The sequence below is a fragment of the Microbacterium trichothecenolyticum genome, from assembly GCF_000956465.1.
Lineage (GTDB): Bacteria > Actinomycetota > Actinomycetes > Actinomycetales > Microbacteriaceae > Microbacterium > Microbacterium trichothecenolyticum.
Genome location: NZ_JYJA01000035.1, coordinates 141,557 through 160,834 on the forward strand (window position 1 = coordinate 141,557; position 19,278 = coordinate 160,834).

The 19,278-nt window shown below is 66.2% G+C and carries 18 protein-coding genes and 1 pseudogene; 12 read left to right on the forward strand and 7 right to left on the reverse strand.

What is annotated here, in order from left to right; translation table 11 throughout:
- Positions 1–104: 104 nt before the first annotated feature.
- Entirely contained in the window at positions 105–3,026 is a 2,922-nt protein-coding gene (locus RS82_RS11290; RefSeq protein ID WP_045299440.1) for an AAA family ATPase, read from the reverse strand.
- A gap of 74 nt (positions 3,027–3,100) precedes the next feature.
- On the opposite strand from RS82_RS11290, the gene RS82_RS11295 reads away from it, so the two are divergent.
- The 7 genes from RS82_RS11295 (at position 3,101) to RS82_RS11320 (ending at position 8,484) form a co-directional block, all read left to right on the forward strand.
- The gene (locus tag RS82_RS11295; RefSeq protein WP_045299442.1) at positions 3,101–3,661 is read left to right on the forward strand and encodes a hypothetical protein; all 561 of its coding nucleotides are present in this window, start codon (positions 3,101–3,103) and stop codon (positions 3,659–3,661) included.
- Positions 3,662–3,675: 14 nt separating this feature from the next.
- Complete coding sequence (locus RS82_RS21050; RefSeq protein ID WP_084695588.1) at positions 3,676–3,831, forward strand: zinc transporter permease; 156 nt, start codon at positions 3,676–3,678, stop codon at positions 3,829–3,831.
- Between the two features lie 68 nt (positions 3,832–3,899).
- Positions 3,900–4,892, forward strand: coding sequence for an NAD(P)H-quinone oxidoreductase (locus RS82_RS11300; RefSeq protein ID WP_045299444.1), 993 nt, complete (start codon positions 3,900–3,902; stop codon positions 4,890–4,892).
- Positions 4,889–6,553 carry an MFS transporter gene (locus tag RS82_RS11305; protein WP_052676789.1) on the forward strand — a complete coding sequence of 555 codons (1,665 nt, stop codon included), beginning with the start codon at positions 4,889–4,891 and terminating at the stop codon, positions 6,551–6,553. The genes RS82_RS11300 and RS82_RS11305 overlap by 4 nt, the downstream gene beginning before the upstream one ends.
- 8 nt (positions 6,554–6,561) lie before the next feature.
- On the forward strand, positions 6,562–6,999 hold the full coding sequence (locus tag RS82_RS11310) for a lipocalin-like domain-containing protein (protein ID WP_045299628.1): 438 nt from the start codon (positions 6,562–6,564) through the stop codon (positions 6,997–6,999).
- A 133-nt stretch (positions 7,000–7,132) separates the two neighbouring features.
- Positions 7,133–7,396 (forward strand): hypothetical protein, encoded by a 264-nt coding sequence (locus RS82_RS11315; protein ID WP_045299446.1) that lies wholly within the window; start codon positions 7,133–7,135, stop codon positions 7,394–7,396.
- Between the two features lie 122 nt (positions 7,397–7,518).
- Positions 7,519–8,484 (forward strand): FUSC family protein, encoded by a 966-nt coding sequence (locus tag RS82_RS11320; protein WP_045299447.1) that lies wholly within the window; start codon positions 7,519–7,521, stop codon positions 8,482–8,484.
- Between the two features lie 74 nt (positions 8,485–8,558).
- Here RS82_RS11320 and RS82_RS11325 read toward each other — a convergent pair whose 3' ends face one another.
- Positions 8,559–9,770, reverse strand: a complete 1,212-nt coding sequence (locus tag RS82_RS11325) for a cupin domain-containing protein (protein WP_045299449.1) — start codon at positions 9,768–9,770, stop codon at positions 8,559–8,561.
- Between the two features lie 155 nt (positions 9,771–9,925).
- On the opposite strand from RS82_RS11325, the gene RS82_RS11330 reads away from it, so the two are divergent.
- The 3 genes from RS82_RS11330 (at position 9,926) to RS82_RS20715 (ending at position 13,443) form a co-directional block, all read left to right on the forward strand.
- A complete protein-coding gene (locus tag RS82_RS11330; protein ID WP_045299452.1) occupies positions 9,926–10,648 on the forward strand; it encodes a YoaK family protein in 723 nt (240 codons plus the stop codon).
- A gap of 249 nt (positions 10,649–10,897) precedes the next feature.
- A complete protein-coding gene (locus RS82_RS11335) occupies positions 10,898–11,734 on the forward strand; it encodes an alpha/beta fold hydrolase (RefSeq protein ID WP_045299454.1) in 837 nt (278 codons plus the stop codon).
- A gap of 467 nt (positions 11,735–12,201) precedes the next feature.
- The gene (locus tag RS82_RS20715; protein ID WP_052676791.1) at positions 12,202–13,443 is read left to right on the forward strand and encodes a tyrosine-type recombinase/integrase; all 1,242 of its coding nucleotides are present in this window, start codon (positions 12,202–12,204) and stop codon (positions 13,441–13,443) included.
- A 383-nt stretch (positions 13,444–13,826) separates the two neighbouring features.
- Here the strand turns inward: RS82_RS20715 and RS82_RS11345 are convergent.
- A pseudogene (locus RS82_RS11345) lies at positions 13,827–14,989 on the reverse strand (IS256 family transposase).
- A gap of 150 nt (positions 14,990–15,139) precedes the next feature.
- On the opposite strand from RS82_RS11345, the gene RS82_RS22045 reads away from it, so the two are divergent.
- Both RS82_RS22045 and RS82_RS11350 read left to right on the forward strand, forming a co-directional pair.
- Positions 15,140–15,595, forward strand: coding sequence for a hypothetical protein (locus RS82_RS22045; protein WP_425411886.1), 456 nt, complete (start codon positions 15,140–15,142; stop codon positions 15,593–15,595).
- 173 nt (positions 15,596–15,768) lie between these two features.
- Positions 15,769–15,969, forward strand: coding sequence for a hypothetical protein (locus RS82_RS11350; protein ID WP_157005531.1), 201 nt, complete (start codon positions 15,769–15,771; stop codon positions 15,967–15,969).
- Between the two features lie 84 nt (positions 15,970–16,053).
- Here the strand turns inward: RS82_RS11350 and RS82_RS11355 are convergent, their stop codons facing one another.
- From RS82_RS11355 to RS82_RS21060, 4 genes are all read right to left on the reverse strand, one after another.
- Positions 16,054–17,115: a hypothetical protein gene (locus tag RS82_RS11355; protein ID WP_211255916.1), complete on the reverse strand. Its 1,062-nt coding sequence runs from the start codon at positions 17,113–17,115 to the stop codon at positions 16,054–16,056.
- Positions 17,116–17,186: 71 nt separating this feature from the next.
- The gene (locus RS82_RS11360; protein WP_045299458.1) at positions 17,187–18,152 is read right to left on the reverse strand and encodes an alpha/beta hydrolase; all 966 of its coding nucleotides are present in this window, start codon (positions 18,150–18,152) and stop codon (positions 17,187–17,189) included.
- Positions 18,153–18,266: 114 nt separating this feature from the next.
- Positions 18,267–18,383, reverse strand: coding sequence for an excalibur calcium-binding domain-containing protein (locus RS82_RS21055; protein ID WP_245619586.1), 117 nt, complete (start codon positions 18,381–18,383; stop codon positions 18,267–18,269).
- A gap of 354 nt (positions 18,384–18,737) precedes the next feature.
- A complete protein-coding gene (locus RS82_RS21060) occupies positions 18,738–19,277 on the reverse strand; it encodes a flavin reductase family protein (RefSeq protein ID WP_084695591.1) in 540 nt (179 codons plus the stop codon).
- Position 19,278 lies beyond the last annotated feature (1 nt).

Consider the following 19,278-nt stretch of genomic DNA (forward strand, 5'->3'; position numbering starts at 1 on the left):
CCTCGTCTCGTCAACTTCGACAACGGTAGGAGAGCCGCCCGCGCCTCCACATCCCCCGCTCCTCGGCGGGACATCGCATGTTCCGAAGAATCGGTGCACCGTGTCTAAGAGGACTGCTCCGGTCGCGGTCGTGCTGCGAGCATCTGTTCTTTCACCTCGCGCCGAGTGTTCACGCGCCACTTGGTGAAGATGTGGCGGATATGTGCGACGACCGTGTGGGGTGACAGAAGGAGATCGTCCGCAATCTGCTGAGTGGTGCGGCCGGCGGCAATCCGCTCGGCGACTTGGAACTCCCGTGGCGTCAGACCGCTCCTCGTGTCGTTCTGGTCAGACGCGACCAACCGGGTTCTTACCCCGCGCTGCCGCAAGGTGTGGCGCACACGGTCAGCATCTCGTGCTGCGCCCAGATCGTCGTAGATGGCGAGCGCTTCCCTCAGCGGACCTTCCTGACCGACGTCAAGTTGGCCGACCGATTCGAGCACCCGAGCCAGCACCAACGGCCGCTCGACCTGACGCAGATGTTCGACGGCTTCGTAGAGGTCGGCGCTGCTGCCGTCGCGGATACCACGTGTGGCGGCGGACACCGCCTGAACGAGATGGTTGGCAGGATGGCGTGCCGCACGCATGGCTGTCACGTCCGCGATCCTTGCCAGCGAAGGTTCGTCGTCCACTGCACGGCAGATGATGGCGAGCGTGATGTGATCGCCGAAATCACTCGGTGTGGTCATGGACGGGATCGGCTCTTCGATGGACGACCATGCCAGGTTCGAGAACGCGTGGGCGTCCTCCGGGCGTCCGCCGTCGAGAGACTCGAGCGCCAGACTCCACCGCCCCGTTCGCGTGAGGGTGGTTCCGCCGGCCAGTTCATCCACAAGCGGACGAGTCTGTTCTCGAAGGTGGATGTCACCGGTGTGCATACCGACCCTATGGAGAACAATGCCGGCGGTCGCGTTGGCAAAGTCACCGAGACCCAGCTGCGCGGCAAGATCGAGCACTGCCTCCGCAAGCACTCGGGCATCCTCGAGCCGCCCGAGGTCGTAAAGCGCCCGAACTCTCACCATCAGCCAGTACGCCTCAGCGGTCACGTGCCGTCCTGAGCGTGCTTCAGCCAGACCGGCCTCGACAAGGCGCAGAGACCCCTCACCGTCCCCAAGAGTGTTCCGCATGAACGCCAGCCACAGTCCTTCGGGTAGCCACAGATTCGGGCTGGCGCCAGAGTCAGCGATGCGCTGCTCCGCGCGCCTCTGCAGACGTTCGGCGGCCTCGAACTGCCCCTGATAGAAGAAGAGCACCGACTCGCTCGCATCCAGCGTTGCCAAAGCGATGCCGTCTCGTTCGTCGTCCGCGGCAGCTCGTGCGAGATCGAGCTGCGTGCGCAGACCTGTCGAGTCGGCGATGTTGGCGTGGTTGAGAGCGCGGACAGCGAGAAGCTGTACACGGGTGGCATCTGAGACGCCGGGGATCGACAGCGCCTCAGTGGCCTCGGCAATGGCGGCGTCGAAGTCGTACTCGGTAAGTCGACGGGCGACCGCTAGCCCCACCCGAGCCCGCGACTCAGCGGAAAGAGCCGGCATCAGCGCGCGACTGATCTCCATCGCCTCATGCACCGGCGCGCCGGTGAGGAGAATCGGAACGAGCGCCGCGACTCTCTCCGTGTGCCAAGGCTGACCGCCTGCGAGGCGTGAGGCAAGAACGGCGAGCTCGGACGCCCCCTGCGCATCCGTCTCAGCAAGTTGGATGGCTGCGACGACGAGCAGTTCGATGGAATCTTCATCCTCCGAGTCGGCGACGCTCGCTATGGTCCGTGCGAGAGCAGCAGGGCGTTCACCTGCCTGAAGACGACGGCTCAGCACCTCCCTGGCCATCACACGTCGGAGACTGGGTGGCAAGCTGTCTTGCGCCGCGGAGTGCACCGTGTCATGCCGGAAACAGAGAGACGTTCCGGTGTCGATGATGAATCCGAGGTCTATGAGCTCCTGGACCGCCGGCGCCCCTTCAGCGGCCGTGCGGCCAAGGACTCCAAACACCCCGGCGACCGGGAACTCGCGACCGTAGAGGCTGCCGACCTGAGCCACCTGCAGTGCGTCCTTACTCACTCGGCTGAGCCGCTCCCGTGCTGACGTCCCGAAACGGGCCGGAACGACGTCCCGTTCCAGGTCGATGACGCCGCGGTTGACGCGGAGCAGACCTTCCTCCTCCATACCCTGCAGCAGCTCGAGCAGGATCAGCGGGTAGCCACCAGCGCGTTCCATCGCATGCGCGAGCGACGGTCCAGGAGCCGCGCCGAGTCGGTCGCGGGCGACCGCGCTGACAGCCTGCGCGTCGATGGGGAGGATGTCGATGACTGTTCCGACCGAGGCGACGACTGCCATGAATCGCGCGTGGCTAGGACCGTAGTTCCCCGTGCGGCTCGCGAACATCCAGTACACCGGGATGCCCTGGAGGTCTCTGAGGAGAGCGGTGATCACGCCGAGTGAACCCGCGTCGAGCCACTGCAGATCGTCGACGATGACCAGCAGTCGATCCTCAGCGGCGAGGGACTCCAGTCGGTCTGCCAGCAACCGGGTGAGCCAGTACTGAGGTGCCGGCCCGTGCAGGAGGCCGGAGACCTCCTTGTCGGTGACCAGCCGCGCAGTGGTGCTCTGGGCTGCTTCCAGAAGCGCACCCAACGGGGCTGTAGCGGAGTCGGGTCCGGGCGCGACGACGAGTGTGGACCAGCCACGTTCCTCGGCCATGCGAAGGGCGTGCTGGACAAGGCGCGTCTTCCCGATGCCTGGGTCACCGACTAGTGCCGTCAGCTCCGTCTGGCCAGCTTCGACGGATGTGAAGGCGCGCGCCACCGTCTCTATCTCCGGGGCACGACCACGAAGCGGCGTGCGGAACCGACCGGCCACAGTTCCGGCCAGCGCGTCGAGGCCCATCCGACGCGCCTGCTCGCCCTCAACAAGCACCTCATGAACGTACACCGCGTTCCGGTACGGCCGGCTGGCCCCGGCTTGCCCCGTCTCACCGCCAACCTTCGTCATTTGTCGAGGCGCGAGAAGCGCCAGAGCGCTTGACTCTGTGTCGCTGACATCCGGCCAATCGAAAGGATCCGCCCATGAGCGCAACTGTCCGCTCCGACCTGGTGCTCTCGCACGCGGTCATCACCGCAGACGTCACCGCCAACTTCGACGACATCGACATCGAGGCGTGGCTGAAGAACCTCCCGACCCACGAATACCAGCGCTGTGCGCCCGGTGACCACAAGGCCGCCGGCTACACGGTGGACGACGACGGCACCCCGATGTCCATCAACATCGAGATGATCGGCTCCGGCCTGGTCATCCAGCAGTACCGCTACGAGGTCGCCAGCCCGCACTACTGCAAGATGGTCTCCATCTCCGACGTGCTCTCCCCGGCCGGCTGGACGACCACGCAGGTGATCTGGGAGCTCGGCATTGAACAGCTCGAGGGCGACCAGCTGCGCTACGTCAACACGGTCACGTCGCACCCGACCGAGGACTTCCTCAAGTTCATCGCGGACAAGGGTCAGACATACGAAGAGGCCGCCGCCGCCCGCCAGAAGGCATCCGGTCAGCACTGCGAGATCGAGACGCCGCACTACGCCGCCAGCATCGTTGCCTACGCGAACGCCCACCCGCGGTCCGCGGCCTCCTGAACGGGATCGTGAACATGACCACGGATACGCATGTCGCGCATCACGCCGTCTCAGACCACGAGCACGGGGAGGCGTGCGGTCACGAAGCCGTCGCGCATGACGACCACGTGGACTACGTCCACGACGGTCACCGGCACGCCGCGCACGACGACCACTACGACGAGCACTGAACACGAAAGGCCGGGGGTGAGCATTCTGCCACCCCCGGTCGTTCGTCACCGAAGACCAGAAGGAAGTCATGACATCAGCCGTCCGCTTCACGCACCCCGGACCACCCGACGTCCTGCGTCTGATCCCTGTCCCGCGCACTGAGCCGGGGCCGGGTGAAATCCGTATCACCGTCCACGCGGCCGGCGTCAACAATGCCGACTTACTCGAGCGGCGAGGTCAGTATCCCGTGCCCCCGGGCGCCCCGCCGGGTCTGGGGCTGGAATGCGCCGGAGTCATCTCTGCCGTCGGCGGCGGCGTCGATGCATGGCAAATCGGCGACCGGGTCTGCGCCCTGCTCACCGGCGGCGGCTACTCGGAGGAGGTCGTCGTCCCCGCCGTGCAGGTGATGCCCGTGCCCCATGGCCTCACCATGGTCGAAGCGGCGGCGCTGCCCGAGGTCGCGTGCACGGTCTACTCGAACCTCTCCATGATTGTCGGGCTCCGCGAAGGGCAGAGCGTGCTCATCCACGGCGGAGCCGGCGGCATCGGCTCGTTCGCGGTGCAGTGGGCAAAGGCCATTGGCACGCGGGTGCTCAGCACCGGTGGATCGACCGTCAAGACAGACGCGATCCTCAACCTCGGCGCCGACGTCGCCATCAACTACCGCACCCAGGACTTCGTGAGGCAGACCCTCGCCCACACCGACGGGCGGGGTGTGGACGCCGTCCTCGACATCATCGGAGCTCCATACCTTGCGCGGAATATTGAATGTCTTGCTCCCGACGGCCATCTGGTCACCATCGGCGGCTCCGCATCATCCACACGCTTGGACCTGTGGGAACTGATGTCACGGCGAGCAAGCCTGTCGGCTACTCTCCTGCGCGCTCGACCCGCAGACCAGAAGTCCCGGATCACGGCAGGAGTCGTTCGGGATGTGTTCCCCCTCATCGAGGCGGGACGAATCCGTGCGGTCGTCGACTCGGTCTTCCCGCTGGCTCAAGCCGCGGCCGCGCACAGACGACTCGAGTCCGGTGACGTCATCGGCACCGTCGTCCTCGAAACCGACGCCAACCGCGAATGACGCCGGCGAAGGTGGACGGTAGGCAGCCGGCGGGTGCTGACTCCGGGCCTCTCACCGACGGCGCGCCGGTGCACGTGTGGGCCCCGCTCACCGTCCCCATCTACCGAGCGCTCTGGCTCACCGCACTGGTCAGCAACATCGGCACGTGGATGCAGACAGTCGGGGCCCAATGGTTCCTCGTCGAGCAGCACACCTCACCACTTCTCATCGCGCTCATCCAGACCGCGTCCGCCGCACCGGTTCTCCTCTTTGGCATCCCTGCCGGTGTTCTCGGCGAACTCCTCAACCGGCGATGGCTGCTGATCTGGATGCAGGCACTCCAAGTCGTCATCAGCGGCGCGCTCGTATGGCTCACCATCAGCGGCCAACTCACTTCCTACCTGCTGCTGGGCATAACGTTTCTCCTCGGCGCTGCGACGGCCGTGCAGCTGCCCGCCTATCAAGCACTTGCCACGGAGATCGTGCCGCGGCCGATGATTCCGATGGCAGCGTCGCTGAGCGCGATATCCATCAACACCGCCCGCGCCATCGGACCTGCGATTGCGGGCGTCCTGCTGTCCGCGTACGGGGTGGGCTTCGTCTTCGCGGTCAACGTCGCTTCCTACGCGGCGTTCCTTCTCGTCCTCATCTTCTGGCGCAAGTACGTTCCCAGCCCACACGAGCCCGAGCACTTCACCGACGCTGCTCGTGCCGGCATCAGATACGTATCGAACTCAGCTGTCGTCAAACGGATCTACGTCCGGTTGGGATTGTTCGTCGTCCCGGGCAGCGTGCTCTACGCGCTCCTCCCACTCATCGCCACGGACCGTCTTGCCCTCGACTCGGTCGGCTACGGGCTCCTTCTGGCGGGCCTTGGCGCCGGTTCCATTGCCGCCGCCTTCCTGGTGTCGTGGTTCCATCGCGTGGGCGTGAATCGAACGGTCTTCTCCTGTTCGGCGCTATTCGGACTGGCCACCGTCGGGGTTGCCGCATCGCCAAGTATCCTCCTCACGCTTCCTCTCCTCGCCGTTGCCGGCGCTTCATGGATCGGGGTCGTGGCGACTCTCAACGGGACGGTGCAGACGTTCTTGCCGGTGTGGGTCCGCTCACGCGGACTGTCGATCTATCAGATGGTGCTCTACGGCTCGATGGCCGCGGGTGGTCTTGTGAGCGGTGTGGTCGCCGGATGGATGGGTGCGGTAGTCACCTGCGCCATCGCCGGCGCTGTCACCGTTGTCGCCGCGACCACCCACCTCATCTGGCCGCTCGTCGACACCACGGACATGCGGCGCGCGTCAGTCGCACTGCCGCTGAAGACGGCGGACGCGGACGCGCACATCGACGGAGACGGCGCAACCCTGGTGACAGTGCGGTGGACCGTGAATGAGAAGGACCGCGCGGCATTCATCGCGCACGCCTCCCTCGTCGAACGCAGCCGACGGCGGACCGGCGCACGCACATGGGGCCTCTACGAAGACAGGGAACACGAGCAGGTACTCGTCGAAGTCTTCGCCGTTGGCAGCTGGCAGGAGCACCTGCAGCAGCACCGCACCCGCCTCACCCCGTATGACCAAGAGGTCCTGCACGGAGCAGACGCGCTCGCCCAGACCGTCGACGTTCAGCACCTCATCCAACTACCGAACCCCGTCACCCCCCATGGACGACAGGAGAAGAAGAGGTGACCCTTTCAATGGCAGACCTTGTCGGCGCGTGGCGGCTTGTCAGCGTCATCGAGGTGTTCGAGGACGGCGAGCGACGCCCGGAGTTCGGGCCGAACGCGGACGGGTACCTGTCCTACAGTCCCAACGGAATCGTCTCGGCGGTACTCGGCAGCATGGATCGGCCAGCGAGTTCGAGTTCGGATGCGCTGGCGGCCAGTGACGGCGAACTGGTAAGGATGGCGCGTCCCTTCATCGCCTACGCCGGACCCTTCACCGTCCAGCCAGACAGCGACACCGTCATCCACCACGTCGACGTGGCGCTGTTCACCAACTGGCAAACGGGAGACCAGATTCGCCAGGTGCTGGTGGAGAAGGACCAGCTCATCCTCAGCGCATCCCCACGCACGGGCGCGGACGGCCGAACGTTCCACAGCGAGCTCACCTGGGGGCGCATCCCGGGCCCATGACCACCGTCGCAACGATTCCACCTGTTCGGTCGCCATCGGAAGGAGAGCCGCCATCGCCAACGACACCGGTGCCGGCAAGGCTCATCCCCTGCATCGTGCGGGGGCGACCAATGGTCTGGTCGCTGCGACAGGCGTGCTGTTCATCTACTTCGCCGGAGCCGTCGGGCTGGTCATCCCACACGCACGCGCTCACGAGCGCGCCGAGGTCTTCTCCGCGATCTACGTCGTGAACCATCTCGCCTTCGGAGTACCCGCCATCGCTGCCGGGTTCCCTATTGCCCCCCTGGGGCTGAACACAGCTGTCGTCAGCTACGCATCGGTCATCGTCCTGGTGGCAGCCGTCGGCGTCTTCGTCCGGGCCGTGCCCGCGCAGAGCGCGAGCTCGCGACGCCGATGACGTCCGGAGACGCGCGACCCGCATCAACCAGGCGTCATTCGCTGCACGGGACTCTCGTCGATGCTGTGGCGTTCCATCCATCGCCCGGCTCGTGGGTAGCAGCCACTGAGGCAGCGATTGCGATGACGCTGCTCCCCAGCGCGTTCCTGTTCGCTGGGCAACTGCAGCTGGGGCTCCTCGCAACATTCGGAGCGCTCGTCGTCCTTTACCTCTCCGACCGCAGCCGCCGGGAACGTGCCGTGAAGCTCCCCATTGTCGCCGCCGCATTCCTGGCGTCCGTGGGCGTGGGCCTGGTGGCTGGAACCAACCTCGTTGCCAGCCTTGTCGCCGTGTGCGCTGTGGCGCTGATCTGCTCGTGGCTGAGCCTGTCCACGGGGGTCGGGCCGCCGGGTGCGATCTTCCCCGTTCTGAGCGCCGGCGCCGCAGCCCAGCTCGCAGCCTCCCCGCAACACGGAGGAATGGGGCTGGCGCCCGGGGTCATCGTCGGGATGGTGGCTCTGGGCGCGGCATGCGGCTACGCCGTGGTCGTCGCTCCGCTCCTCACGACAGCGGGGCGCCACCGCGATGCCGTGAGGCCTCACAACGTGGCGTGGTCGTTCGCGATGACGCCGGAGTCACAGCGCATCCTGTCGCGCCTCTCCTTCGCCGTCGTCATCTCCATGGCAGTCGGCTACTCCCTCGGTCTTCATCACGTGGCGTGGGTTCTCCTCGCCGCTATCGGAATCCTCCAGAAGGACTCCGACCTCTACGCCGGAACCGTCCGCCTGACACAACGTGTCGTCGGAACGACCGTGGGGGTGGGTGGAGCGCTCGCCTTCCTCGTGTGGACGCCGGAGGGCCTTTTCCTTATCGCGGTCGTCGGTGTGCTGGTCTTCGGGTTCGTGCTCTTCTTGCGGCGAAATCTCATGCTGGCTCTGATGCTCGTCACCCCCATGGCGCTGCTCTTGGTCGCCGGAGGCGTGCCGGGGCAGCTCGCCGCGTCAACAGGAAGCCGCCTCGTCGACACGCTTGTCGGAGCGGCAGTCGCCTCAGGTGTGCTGCTTGTCGCGTCCCTGTACAGACGAGCTCGCCTCCGTGCCAGAGGATGACCTCAGCAACCCGCATAACGAAACGGAGAGCGACGTGGGTACCCGAAACCCACGCCGCTCTCCTTGGCGGACCGTCAGCGCAGCGGAGTGATTCCCTGCGCGCCACGCGGGAAGGTGGCAAGCACGGTCGGGTCGATGTCGAGGTGCGCTGACACGAGCTGCGGCGGCACGTGGGACAGCCAGTTCGCGAGCGAGATCTCCTCATACCTGTCGGTGCGGAACACCTCGAGGAACTGCAGCACGTCATCGCCGGTGTTCTCGATGTAGTGCCCGAAGTTCTTCCGGACGACGCCGACATCACCGGCGCGGAAGTCGGTCGTGTTCGCATGCGGACCCGTGTTGAACACGGTCATCCGGGCCGAGCCGCGCAGGTAGTACTGCCACTCGTCCGCGTTCGGGTGCCAGTGCAGCTCCCGCATCGACCCGGGCTCGACCGTCACAAGCGCAGCCGCGACGGTGTTCGAGTACGCGTAGTTCGTGGAGTCCGCGATCTGAATGCTGCCGCCGCTGTTCTGGTAGAGCGGCTTGGACCGCGACAAACGGAAGATGACCGGTTCCATACCCCACTCGACACCGGCCGCTGACTGATCCATCTCGAGGGCAGGCGGCTCGTCGCCGGGGAAGATCCAGAGATTGTGCAGCGGGATGTCCCCGAAGACTTCCTGCGCGACGCCGAAGTTCTTCGCGAGGACCTCGGGCGGCGTGTGCGCGAACCAATCGGTGAGCAGCAGCGTGTTGGACTCCGACTGGTCACCGTCGTCGAACGCGAGGACGAACTCACCGCCGTCAGGGCCAAGACCCTGCAACGAGTGCGGAGTGCCAGCCGGGAAGAACCAGAGGTCGCCTTCCTCGACGTCCTCGACCGCCGGGAGGCCCGACCGGCTGAGCGTCGTGACGCGAACCTTGCCGCGCGCCATGACCGCCCACTCCGCAGTCTGGTGCCAGTGCAACTCACGGATGCCACCGGGCTCGAGGTACATGTTGACGCCCGCGATCTCATCCGAGATGTGGAAGTCCTGCTTCGTCAACTCCCGCGCCCACCCGCCCCGCTGGACGCGCCTCGGGGAGATGTTGAACGACGACCAAAAGAACGGTTGCGTCGAGATGTCCGTCGCTGGCGCATGAATCTGGTTCGGGAACTGCGACTCGATGACCACGTTCTGCGGCCCCGTCATCGTCGTGCTCTGCGGGCGGGTGAGGGTGTTCACCTCCCCCTCCTGCGGCAGATCGGGGTTGCCGAACGTCGGCGTCTCGTGGTGCGGCGCGGCGGTGTCGTCCGAGTCCATGGGGTTCTCCTTCGTCGGTCGGGACTGTCCCTCGGAGTCTCGTTCAGACATGAGCCTGCGTACTTCGACCAGCGACCGAAGGGATTCGACTCACGTCTAAGCCCGGAGCCGGAAGCGGCGACTTCCATGGACCACGCCCCGAACTGAGAGGTCTGATGTCGACACCCACCACCCACCGCCGGTTCCCGCTCCTCGAAACTGCGCCGGCCGCGATCTCGCTTGCCCTGGTCGCCGGCCTGCTGAACGCGTGGACGCTCGGGGCGGTGGGCACCTTCTCTACGGTGCAGTCCGGGAACCTCGTGTCCATCGGCTACTTCCTCGCCGACTCCGACCACCCCCGGGCGTGGTCCGCAGCGGCCTCCGTGCTCGCTTTCGCGCTCGGCGCCTTCCTCTGCAGCCTCTACGTGCTGTGGCGAGGGAGGGAACAGCGACCCTACTCAGCTGAGGTGCTGATCTTCGAGGTGGGGGTCCTTGCAGTCCTCGCCGCCGTGAACTGGTCGCCGGGCGCGAATCCGTGGTGGATCGCGTGGGCCATCAGCTTCATCGCGGGCGTACAGGGCAACGCGTTCCACCGTGAAACCGGGATGCTCTACGGCAACGTCGCTGTGACGTTCGTGCTCCAGATGGCAGCCAGCCTCACAGGGCGAGCGGTGGGCAGCGGCATCGACGATGACGGGCAGCCGCACATCCGGCCGGCCGCCGCCTATTTCCTTGTGCTCGTCGCGTTCGCCGGCGGTGGCGGTATCGGCTTCGCGCTGGACGCGCTGTGGGATGGGTCCTCCATCGTGGCCGCGGTCATGGCACTCATCGTGCTGTTCGTTGCCGCAGCCACTGTTCGGGGTGCGGTCGACCCGGCCCAGAATGCGCCCACCCCCTAGCCGAGACCAGGGGATATTCGAGTCGGCCGCGTTCAGATCGAAGGCAGCTTGAGGCCGCTCCGGCAACCGGTGCGCCTCTCGGTTGGGCCTGCCCAACGCATGCGACTCGGGTGGCAAGAGTCTGGACAGATGTAGGAGAAGGCAAGAGGTCGCTCCGGCTTATCGTGAACGTGCCTACCGCTCCACAAAGAGGTAGAGCACTCATCTGCAGCTGGACGCTGCCCCAACCACGAACCCTGGAGATCAGTCATGCCCTTTGTGACGACGGACGACGGCACCGAGATCTACTTCAAGGACTGGGGTCCCCGTGACGCCCAGCCGATCTACTTCCACCACGGCTGGCCGCTGTCCGCCGACGACTGGGACGCGCAGCTGCTCTACTTCCTCGACAAGGGATACCGCGTCATCGCCAGCGACCGCCGCGGCCACGGCCGCTCCTCGCAGACCAGCGTCGGCCACGACATGGATCACTACGCGAGCGACGCGAACGCGGTCGTCGAGCACCTCGATCTGCGCAACGCCATCCACATCGGACACTCGACCGGCGGCGGTCAGGTCGCCCGCTACGTCGCCACGTACGGCGAGCCCCAGGGCCGCGTCGCCAAGGCCGTGCTCGTCTCGTCCGTGCCGCCGCTGATGGTGCAGACCGAAGCGAACCCCGACGGCACCCCGATCTCCGTCTTCGACGGATTCCGCAGCGCACTCGCCGCCAACCGTGCCGAGTTCTTCCAGGCCGTCGCGTCCGGCCCGTTCTACGGATTCAATCGTGAGGGCGCGACCGTCTCCGAGGCCGTCATCGCGAACTGGTGGCGCCAGGGCATGACCGGAAGCGCGCTCGCCCACTACGAGGGCATCAAGGCGTTCTCGGAGACCGACCAGACCGAGGACCTCAAGGCGATCTCCGTTCCGGTGCTGGTTCTCCAGGGCGACGACGACCAGGTCGTGCCCTACAAGGCTGCAGCCATCAAGCAGCACGAGCTGCTCAGCAACTCGGAGCTGAAGATCTACGAGGGCTACCCGCACGGGATGCTCACGATCCACGCGGACGTCATCAACGCCGACATCCTCGCGTTCATCCAGAAGTAGCTCTCCCGGCTCCCTGGGCAGGGGCCCGTCTGAGGCAGAGCCGCAGACGGGTCTCTGTGGCTTTGTCGAGTGCATTCCGGGCCTTGAGACAGTTCTTCCCGAAGATCTGCCCGGCCTGCGGGCGATTGTGAGCCGAGCACATCCCGTTAGACCCGCACTACGATCTGTGGTCGAGCACGACTCGTGTAGATTGTCTGCTGGAGCAGACGATGCTCTCAACGTCTCACACGTGACGCACATGTGTACACCGTGCCTTGTCGGGAAGCCGACTTCCCAGTGTTTGCAAGGCCTCGGGGCTGTAGTTCAATGGCAGAACTTCTGCTTCCCAATTGGAGTTCGCCCCTTCAGCTCCCCTCCAGCCACGCGCTTTTCCGCGTCTTTCCGGGACACTTGTGACAACATCGCGTCACAGCACGCTATGGCTATGTGTACACCAATGTGTACACATAGTTTGTTACGATGCCGGCATGCCGAAGTCGCGTGAGCACGGCCAGGGCGCCCTGTACTGGGTGGAGAGCCGCAAGATGTGGCGCGCCGTGATCGACGCCGGGTACGACACGGAGACCGGAAATCGGCTCCAAAAGGCTCGGATGTCGAAGACCAAGGATGGCGCGGTCAAGAAGCTCAACCAAATGCTGCGCGAACGCGACTCTATTGGCGTGATCCTCGATCGATCCACTCGGGTGAGCGAGCTGGCGGCCGCCTGGCTCGAGGATGCTGCGGGCCGCACCAAGCCGAAGACGATCACCGGGTATCGATCGAACGTCCGCGCGCACATCGTCCCGATCCTCGGCAATCGCATCGCCGCCGACCTCACTCCTGCGGACGTGCGCCGCATGCACGCCGCGATTCGCAGACGCGGCGTCGGCGACAGTACCGTCGCCAGCGCTCATCGGACCCTGGTGAGCCTGCTCGAGCATGCACGCGCCGAGCGGCTCATCTCGGAGAACGTCGCCGCCATCACACCCCCGCGCCGCGGGCGCGGCGGTACGTCGCGCGCATCCCTGACGCGCGAGGAAGCGCGGGCGCTGCTGGCAGCCGGGGATCCGCGGTGGACGCTCGCGCTATTGACCGGCTTGCGCAGCGGCGAGGCTCGCGCACTGCGCTGGGAAGAAATCGACTTCGACGCCGGCGTCGCCAGCCTCTCGTGGTCACTCACGGACGCCACATTCGCGCACGGTTGCGGCGGCAGTTGCGGCAAGAAGCGCGCCGGCAACTGTCCCGAGCGTCGGATCGAGCTTGCTCCGGATCTGGAATGGGTGCCGCTGGAAGACCGACACGTGCTGGTGCGCCCGAAGAATTCCCGAGCCAGGGAGATTCCACTGACAAGCGGCACCATCGAACAGTTGCGCACGCTTTACCGGACGCAGGAAGGACCGAATCCCCACGGACTGGTCTGGCCACGGTCAAACGGCTCTCCGAAGACGAACGCCGACGACAACGGGGACCTGCGCGCCGCCTTGACCGCCGCCGGCGTTGACCGGCCGGATGCGACCACGCATTGGTTCCGCCACTCGTACGTCACGCTCTCCGAGCATGCTGGGATCCCGTGGGCGGCTTTCTCGGGCGTGAGCGGTCATGGCAGCACTGAAGCTTCGGACCCGTACCGCCACGTATTGACCGACGAGGGCCGGAGAGCCGTGGAGAGTCTGGCCGAATGGGTAGGGTTTGGCAACCGGGCGCCGGCTGTCAGAGACGGAGAGATTTGAATCCCGTCCGGGAAGATCTCCCTCGTTCTGTCTCGATCCGCCCGGAACGATTTTCCCGTCTTTCCCCGGTCTTGGCAGGTTGCGCGTTCGTCCCGGATCGACCTCGATCTGTCCTGATCCGCGCCGTCCGTGGGCACCGTGTGGGCACGACCGATCGCCAGCCAGCACCGCCCATCGCCCACGCCGCGAACCCCTGATCCGTAGCCAACCAGCATCACTCGCTTGGCTCGCTGAATCGCTGGCACCGCTGACCCAGGTGCACACATTCGTTCGCTCACGGGAAAATGGAGCAGCATGACTTCCCTCTGGTTGCTGAAGGGAGTCCTGGGAAAGGTCAAGTCCTTTTGAGTGGTGTATCCGTTCGCGTGTGATCCCTCGTGTTGTTATGCGGTGAGGGCGCGGTAGTCGGGTTCGGGGACCTCCTCGGGTTCGGGGGTGGGTTCGCCGACGCGGCGTGCCCTGGTGAGGGCGTCGAGGCCGAGGTAGCGGCGCTGCTCGGCCCACTCGTCGTGCTGCTCGGCGAGGACCGCGCCGACCAGGCGGATGATGCTGTCCCGGTTCGGGAAGATCCCGACGACGTCGGTGCGGCGGCGGATCTCCCGGTTGCCGCCTCGAGGTGCGCGAAGCTGCGGGGCAGTTTGTGCTCGAGCGCGTCGAGGACGCGGTCGAACTGGGCGTGCACAGACTCCTTGTCGGGCTGGTCGAACACGGTCTGCAGCAGCGTCTTCACCCACGGCCACGAGCTCTTCGGGGTGGTGGCCATCAGGTTCGCCGCGTAATGGGTGCGGCATCTCTGCCACGACCCGCCCAGCGTTGCGCCGGCCGCGGCGACCAGGCCCGCGTGGGCGTCGCTGGTGACCAGCTTCACCCCCGAAAGGCCCCGGGCGACCAGGTCGCGGAAGAACGTCAGCCAGCCGGCGCCGTCCTCTGTGCTGTTGACCTGCAGGCCGAGGATCTCCCGGTAGCCCTCCGCGTTCACCCCGGTCGCTACCAGCACGGCGACCTTGACCACCCGGCCGCCCTCGCGGACCTTCATGGTGAGGGCGTCCGCGGCGACGAAAGAGTACGGGCCGGCATCGAGGGGCCGGCTGCGGAACTGCTCGACCTGCGCGTCGAGATCCTTCGCCATTTCCGACACCTGCGACTTGGACAGCCCGGTGATCCCGAGCGTGTGCACCAGGTCCTCCATCCGCCTCGTCGAAACGCCGAGGAGGTAGCTGGTCGCGACCACGGTGGTCAGCGCGGCCTCGGCCCGACGACGGCGCTCCAGCAGCCATTCCGGGAAGTACGAGCCCTGCCGCAGCTTCGGGATCGCAACGTCGATCGTGCCGGCGCGGGTCTCGAAGTCGCGGTGCCGGTAGCCGTTGCGACGGTTCGTGCGCTCCTCGGACACCGTGCCGTAAGAGGCGCCGCAGACCTGGTCCGCGTCGGCCGAGAGCAGGGTGTTGATGAAGGTGGACAGCATCTGCCGCAGCAGATCCGGGGACGCCTGCGAGAGCTGCTCTTCCAGGAAGCGGGCAGGGTCGATACTGGGTACGACGGTCATCGTCGTGGTTCCTTTCGAGTGGGATGTAGGAGTTTCCTCGAAGGATCACGCGGTGACCGTCGCCATTCACAGCGACACGCTCACCGAGCTACCGATACACCACTCTGACGGACGCAACCCCTGGGAAAGCTGGTGTACGAGGTACAGGACGTGAACCCGCGACCTGCCTCCGCGTGGCGCCGCGCCTTGGCCAACGTCGAAGCTAACTACCCGAGCTGCGAACGGATTCACCTCCTCGCAGCGGTCCCCGTAGTCGCTGCGGTGGCCAGCGGCCAGCATCACATGCGCGATGCCCAGCCACAGCTCGTCGTGTACCAGCGAACGGCTGAAGAGTACGTGGAAGCGCTCAGAGTCGGCTTACGTTGCGCTCTGAATCAGCCGTTTCCCGGCCTTGTTCTGCCACGCCGCAGTTGTCCTACACCTTCAGGGGTGTCGACACAAGACGGGGAGCCGTGCACAGAGTTCTCGCGGAACCACTGCGCCTCGTCGAACACAGTGCCGCGCGACAAGCGTCCCGAATCGGGCATGCACGCAAGAGGATCTTTGGTTCTCGCAGACCAGTTCGCCGAGGCGCTTGGCGAGGTCGACCTGTGGGTCGTGCTTTGAGAAGTTGAGGTCGACGATGCTGTTTTACTGTCCTGATTGCCGAGGACGACATCCGTGACGGCGGCGGCGAGGTCGGGGGATTCGGGTCGCTGACGAAGTCGAGCACGCAGGTGGTGTCTTTGCCGGCCGACAAGTAGGTGCGATTCAGGCGCGACAGGGTCTGCACGGCGGTGATGCCAGAGAGATGCTTGTTCGTCGTCGCCGGCGACCGGACCGCGCCGGGCGAGCCGGAGTTCCTGTTCCTGCTGATCCCGTGTTGCCACGCGTCCGGCAAGGGCCTGTACGACGAAGAGTCCGAGTACTGGTACGTCGGCTGCCGCGGATGCTACGCCGAGGTGGACCCGAAGTTCGGCGCCGTCCTCACCGACGATTAGGTAGCCTGCTTCGCCGGAGTCCGCGCAGGAGAGTGCCTTGGCCGCGGGGGCTGGCAGTATCGTTTCGGAGGCGAAACGACACTGTCAAGGGTTCGTCGGGGTGTGCCCGCTGAGGTCATCGAGCTCGTTGTCTCGCACGCGTGCGGGAGATGGTGCGGGCTGGGGTGCCACTGTCATCAGCATGCGGGCGATGGCGTAGCGGGTATGACCACGGGCGGAACGTGGGTCGTAACCGATTTGGCACGCAAGCGTGCCGACCCGCTCCTGAACGCTGGAGTGATGTCTTCCAAGCCGGATGGCCGCGCCGCGAACACTTCGCTCGGCGCTCAGAACATCCAGGAGCTCCAGGCTGCTCGGGTCCAGCCGCATGAGTGCGGCAGCATCCGGGTGCAGGGGTGCCGTTTCGGCACTCTCGGCGATAGCGAGTGCTGCGCCGAGATCTGCCGCGTCTAGCATGGGCTCGGCGGGAGTGCTCAGGCGGGCGGCGATCAGCGCTGACGACCACGACGCCGGCAGACGGTCGCTGAGCACAGCGAGGCCGATTCCGAGCCGGGGCGGTTCGCTCCACGCGGCTTGGGGGTCGATAATACTGTCGACGATCGTTGCCCGGGTGAGTCCGTACCTGGTCGTGACGACCGCCGAGGGGTGGGATGGCTCCGGGGCGGGGTCCGGCGGGGACGCGATGACACGCAGCGTACCCGGCTCGATCCGCAGGCGAGCCAGCGCGGCCACCCGCTCATCGGGCTCCGTGTACGAGCTGATCACCAGCTCCACGGCACTCTCGGCCCCAATGGTTCGACGAGCTCGGATGATTCCGAGGGCCAGCGCGAGCCGCTCGAGGATCATGGCGTCGTTGGCGTGCTGGTTCCCCTGCCGTTCCAGCCACACCTCGGCGTCCGTCCCCGCTTGGTGTCGCGGCCAGCCGTCGGGTGCGGCCGGGGGGAGCCGCCTGCCCTCTGCACTCAGGCGAGTGAGGTGGCTGCCGTCGCGGTACCCCACGGTAGCGCCAGCGAGCAGCGCAGCACCGCGCAGCATGCTTTCAGCGCCGACCAGTCGAGTGATCAGCGCGTCGAAGTAGGAGACGACTTTTAGCGTCTCGCTGGCGTCAGGGTCAAGGGCAGTCAGACGTCCCAGCAGGTCTTGCATCAGGGCTCCATCGCACGGGGTTCCCACCCTAACGTGGCCAGGAGTCAGACCCCCGGCCACGTCGACGCAGGTCAGGCGCCGAGCACTCGGCTCAGCCAGCTATCCCGAGCTGCGACAGCGGCCTGCGAGACGGCGGCGTGCGGGGCGAATGCCTCGAACCCGTGGAAGCCGCCAGCCCATACGTGCAGCTCAGCCTGCACTCCCGCCTCCCACAACCGGGTCGCGTAGGCGACGTCCTCGTCCCGGAACACCTCTGCGCTGCCGCAGTCGATGTAGGCCGGGGGCAAGCCCGAGAGGTCGGTCGCTCGGGACGGGGCGGCGTAGATGGAAACGTCGTCGGTGCCACGGCGGTCGCCGAGCAGCGCGGTCCAACCGACGACGTTGGTGGGGCGGTCCCACACGCCGACCCCGTCGATCTGGCGCGCAGAAGTCGTAGCGTCCCGGTCGTCGATCATCGGACACATCAGCAGCTGGGCGGCCAGCGCTGGTCCCTGCCGGTCACGGGCGAGCAGCGCGGTGCCTGCCGCCAGACCACCGCCAGCACTCGCACCGGCGATGATCAGCCGGGTCGGGTCGATGCCCAGCTCCTCGAGATGCTCCCCCGTCCACACCAGGCCTGCGTAGCAGTCCTCTACCAGGTACGGGTCTGGGTACTCCGGCGCGAGGCGGTACTCGACGGTGACGATGACGCCGTTGGTGCGTTCGGCAGCATCGAGGACCGTGGACACTCCACCCCAGCGGTCGCCGATGATCATTCCCCCACCGTGGGTGTGATAGATCCCCGGGCCGGTGCCCGTGCGGTCGCCCTTCTGAATGACGGACACGACAATGTCATCACCCTTGTAACCGGCGATCGTGACGTCACGGGACACGAACCCCCGCTCTCGCAGGAGCTCTTGTGGGTCCTGTCCCGGACCCATGGGCTGGCTGCGCATGGCGGGAATCATCTCCGCCGTGACTGCCGGGAACCCTCCCATGAGGGTGAGCGCGGCGTCCAGTTCGGGGTCGAACGGGGGTCGGGTGAGTGTGTCAGTCATCGGAACTCCTTTGTTCTCGGGTGATGCACCACCAGTCTTCACGTCAGCCGGACTGCGGCATCCCCGCCATCCGTGGCCGATCTGACAGCCTGCCCCCGCCAGGTGGCGGGGCGCTCACTTGTAGCAGCCGATACCGTTGTCCCGGTCGAGGTGCTTGCCGTACCCAGGCTGTCCGGCGTAGACCGGCGTCGCACCTGCCGCGCGGACGGCGTCGCAGTTCTTGTAGTGCACCTCACCGGCGCCGGCCCGGGTGCAGGGTGCGCGGGGGCGGTGCCCGGTCAGCTGACGCGGTGCTCCCGGGCGAGCTCCGCGCGCCTCTGGTCGGCGCCCTCCTGGTGATCCGCTTCTCCTTGAGGGACGCCTTCACGGCGCGGGATCGCTGACGCCAACATGCTCGACCTGGTCAAGCCTGGCTGGGCCTGAGCCAGCGAACGCACGGCAGCCTCATCCTCGGACCGCACGCGAGCCGCGTCTATCGCGCATGGCACGCACGGGGATCGCTTTCGGTGGGAAGCGCCTCATCTATTGCTGGTTGCTAGCGAGCGACGGATCGTCGGGAAGTTGGATGAGTAGAGCGATCGGCCGTCACGCCGCGAGCGTGCGGATCTTGCTGTTGTAGAAGACGAGGGGCGTGCTGGACTCGTCGCGCTCGACTGATATCACGTTGAGGAGGACGAGGGTGTGGTCTCCGGCTTGGATCTCCGATTGCAGCGTGACACCGATCTTGGCGAGGGCCCCTCGCAGGAAGACCGCACCGTCGACGACGTCGACATCTAGCCCCGAGAATCGCTCGGTCGTTGGCCGCCGCAGATCCCGAGACACTGACACCGCGTCTTCGCTGAGCACACTGATCCCCCAGCGTTGCGCCCTCTTGAGGAGGGGCCACGTGGACGACGTGTGAGCAAATGACAAGGAGACAAGAGGTGGGTCGAGCGAAACCGACACCAGCGAGTTCACTGGCATACCGACGACCGCACCTTCATTCTCGGCGGCGACCACCGCGAGCCCTGTAGCGAAGCCGGCAAGTGTACGACGCATGTCGTCTGGATCGACCGTCGGAGCCGGACCCTCAACCTTCGTCGCGGGAGCGGCCTGGGAATCGCCTGGAACGGAGTTGTTCGACATG

Excerpts from the sequence above, each read along its gene's own strand:
- RS82_RS11325 (WP_045299449.1), bottom strand. The coding sequence starts at position 9,770 with ATGGACTCGGACGACACCGCCGCGCCGCACCACGAGACGCCGACGTTC.
- RS82_RS11305 (WP_052676789.1), top strand. The coding sequence starts at position 4,889 with ATGACGCCGGCGAAGGTGGACGGTAGGCAGCCGGCGGGTGCTGACTCC.
- RS82_RS21050 (WP_084695588.1), top strand. The coding sequence starts at position 3,676 with ATGACCACGGATACGCATGTCGCGCATCACGCCGTCTCAGACCACGAG.
- RS82_RS11335 (WP_045299454.1), top strand. The coding sequence starts at position 10,898 with ATGCCCTTTGTGACGACGGACGACGGCACCGAGATCTACTTCAAGGAC.
- RS82_RS11360 (WP_045299458.1), bottom strand. The coding sequence starts at position 18,152 with ATGACTGACACACTCACCCGACCCCCGTTCGACCCCGAACTGGACGCC.
- RS82_RS11290 (WP_045299440.1), bottom strand. The coding sequence starts at position 3,026 with ATGACGAAGGTTGGCGGTGAGACGGGGCAAGCCGGGGCCAGCCGGCCG.
- RS82_RS11330 (WP_045299452.1), top strand. The coding sequence starts at position 9,926 with ATGTCGACACCCACCACCCACCGCCGGTTCCCGCTCCTCGAAACTGCG.
- RS82_RS11355 (WP_211255916.1), bottom strand. The coding sequence starts at position 17,115 with ATGCAAGACCTGCTGGGACGTCTGACTGCCCTTGACCCTGACGCCAGC.
- RS82_RS20715 (WP_052676791.1), top strand. The coding sequence starts at position 12,202 with ATGCCGAAGTCGCGTGAGCACGGCCAGGGCGCCCTGTACTGGGTGGAG.
- RS82_RS11295 (WP_045299442.1), top strand. The coding sequence starts at position 3,101 with ATGAGCGCAACTGTCCGCTCCGACCTGGTGCTCTCGCACGCGGTCATC.
- RS82_RS11300 (WP_045299444.1), top strand. The coding sequence starts at position 3,900 with ATGACATCAGCCGTCCGCTTCACGCACCCCGGACCACCCGACGTCCTG.
- RS82_RS11310 (WP_045299628.1), top strand. The coding sequence starts at position 6,562 with ATGGCAGACCTTGTCGGCGCGTGGCGGCTTGTCAGCGTCATCGAGGTG.
- RS82_RS11320 (WP_045299447.1), top strand. The coding sequence starts at position 7,519 with ATGACGCTGCTCCCCAGCGCGTTCCTGTTCGCTGGGCAACTGCAGCTG.
- RS82_RS11350 (WP_157005531.1), top strand. The coding sequence starts at position 15,769 with ATGCCAGAGAGATGCTTGTTCGTCGTCGCCGGCGACCGGACCGCGCCG.
- RS82_RS21060 (WP_084695591.1), bottom strand. The coding sequence starts at position 19,277 with ATGTCGAACAACTCCGTTCCAGGCGATTCCCAGGCCGCTCCCGCGACG.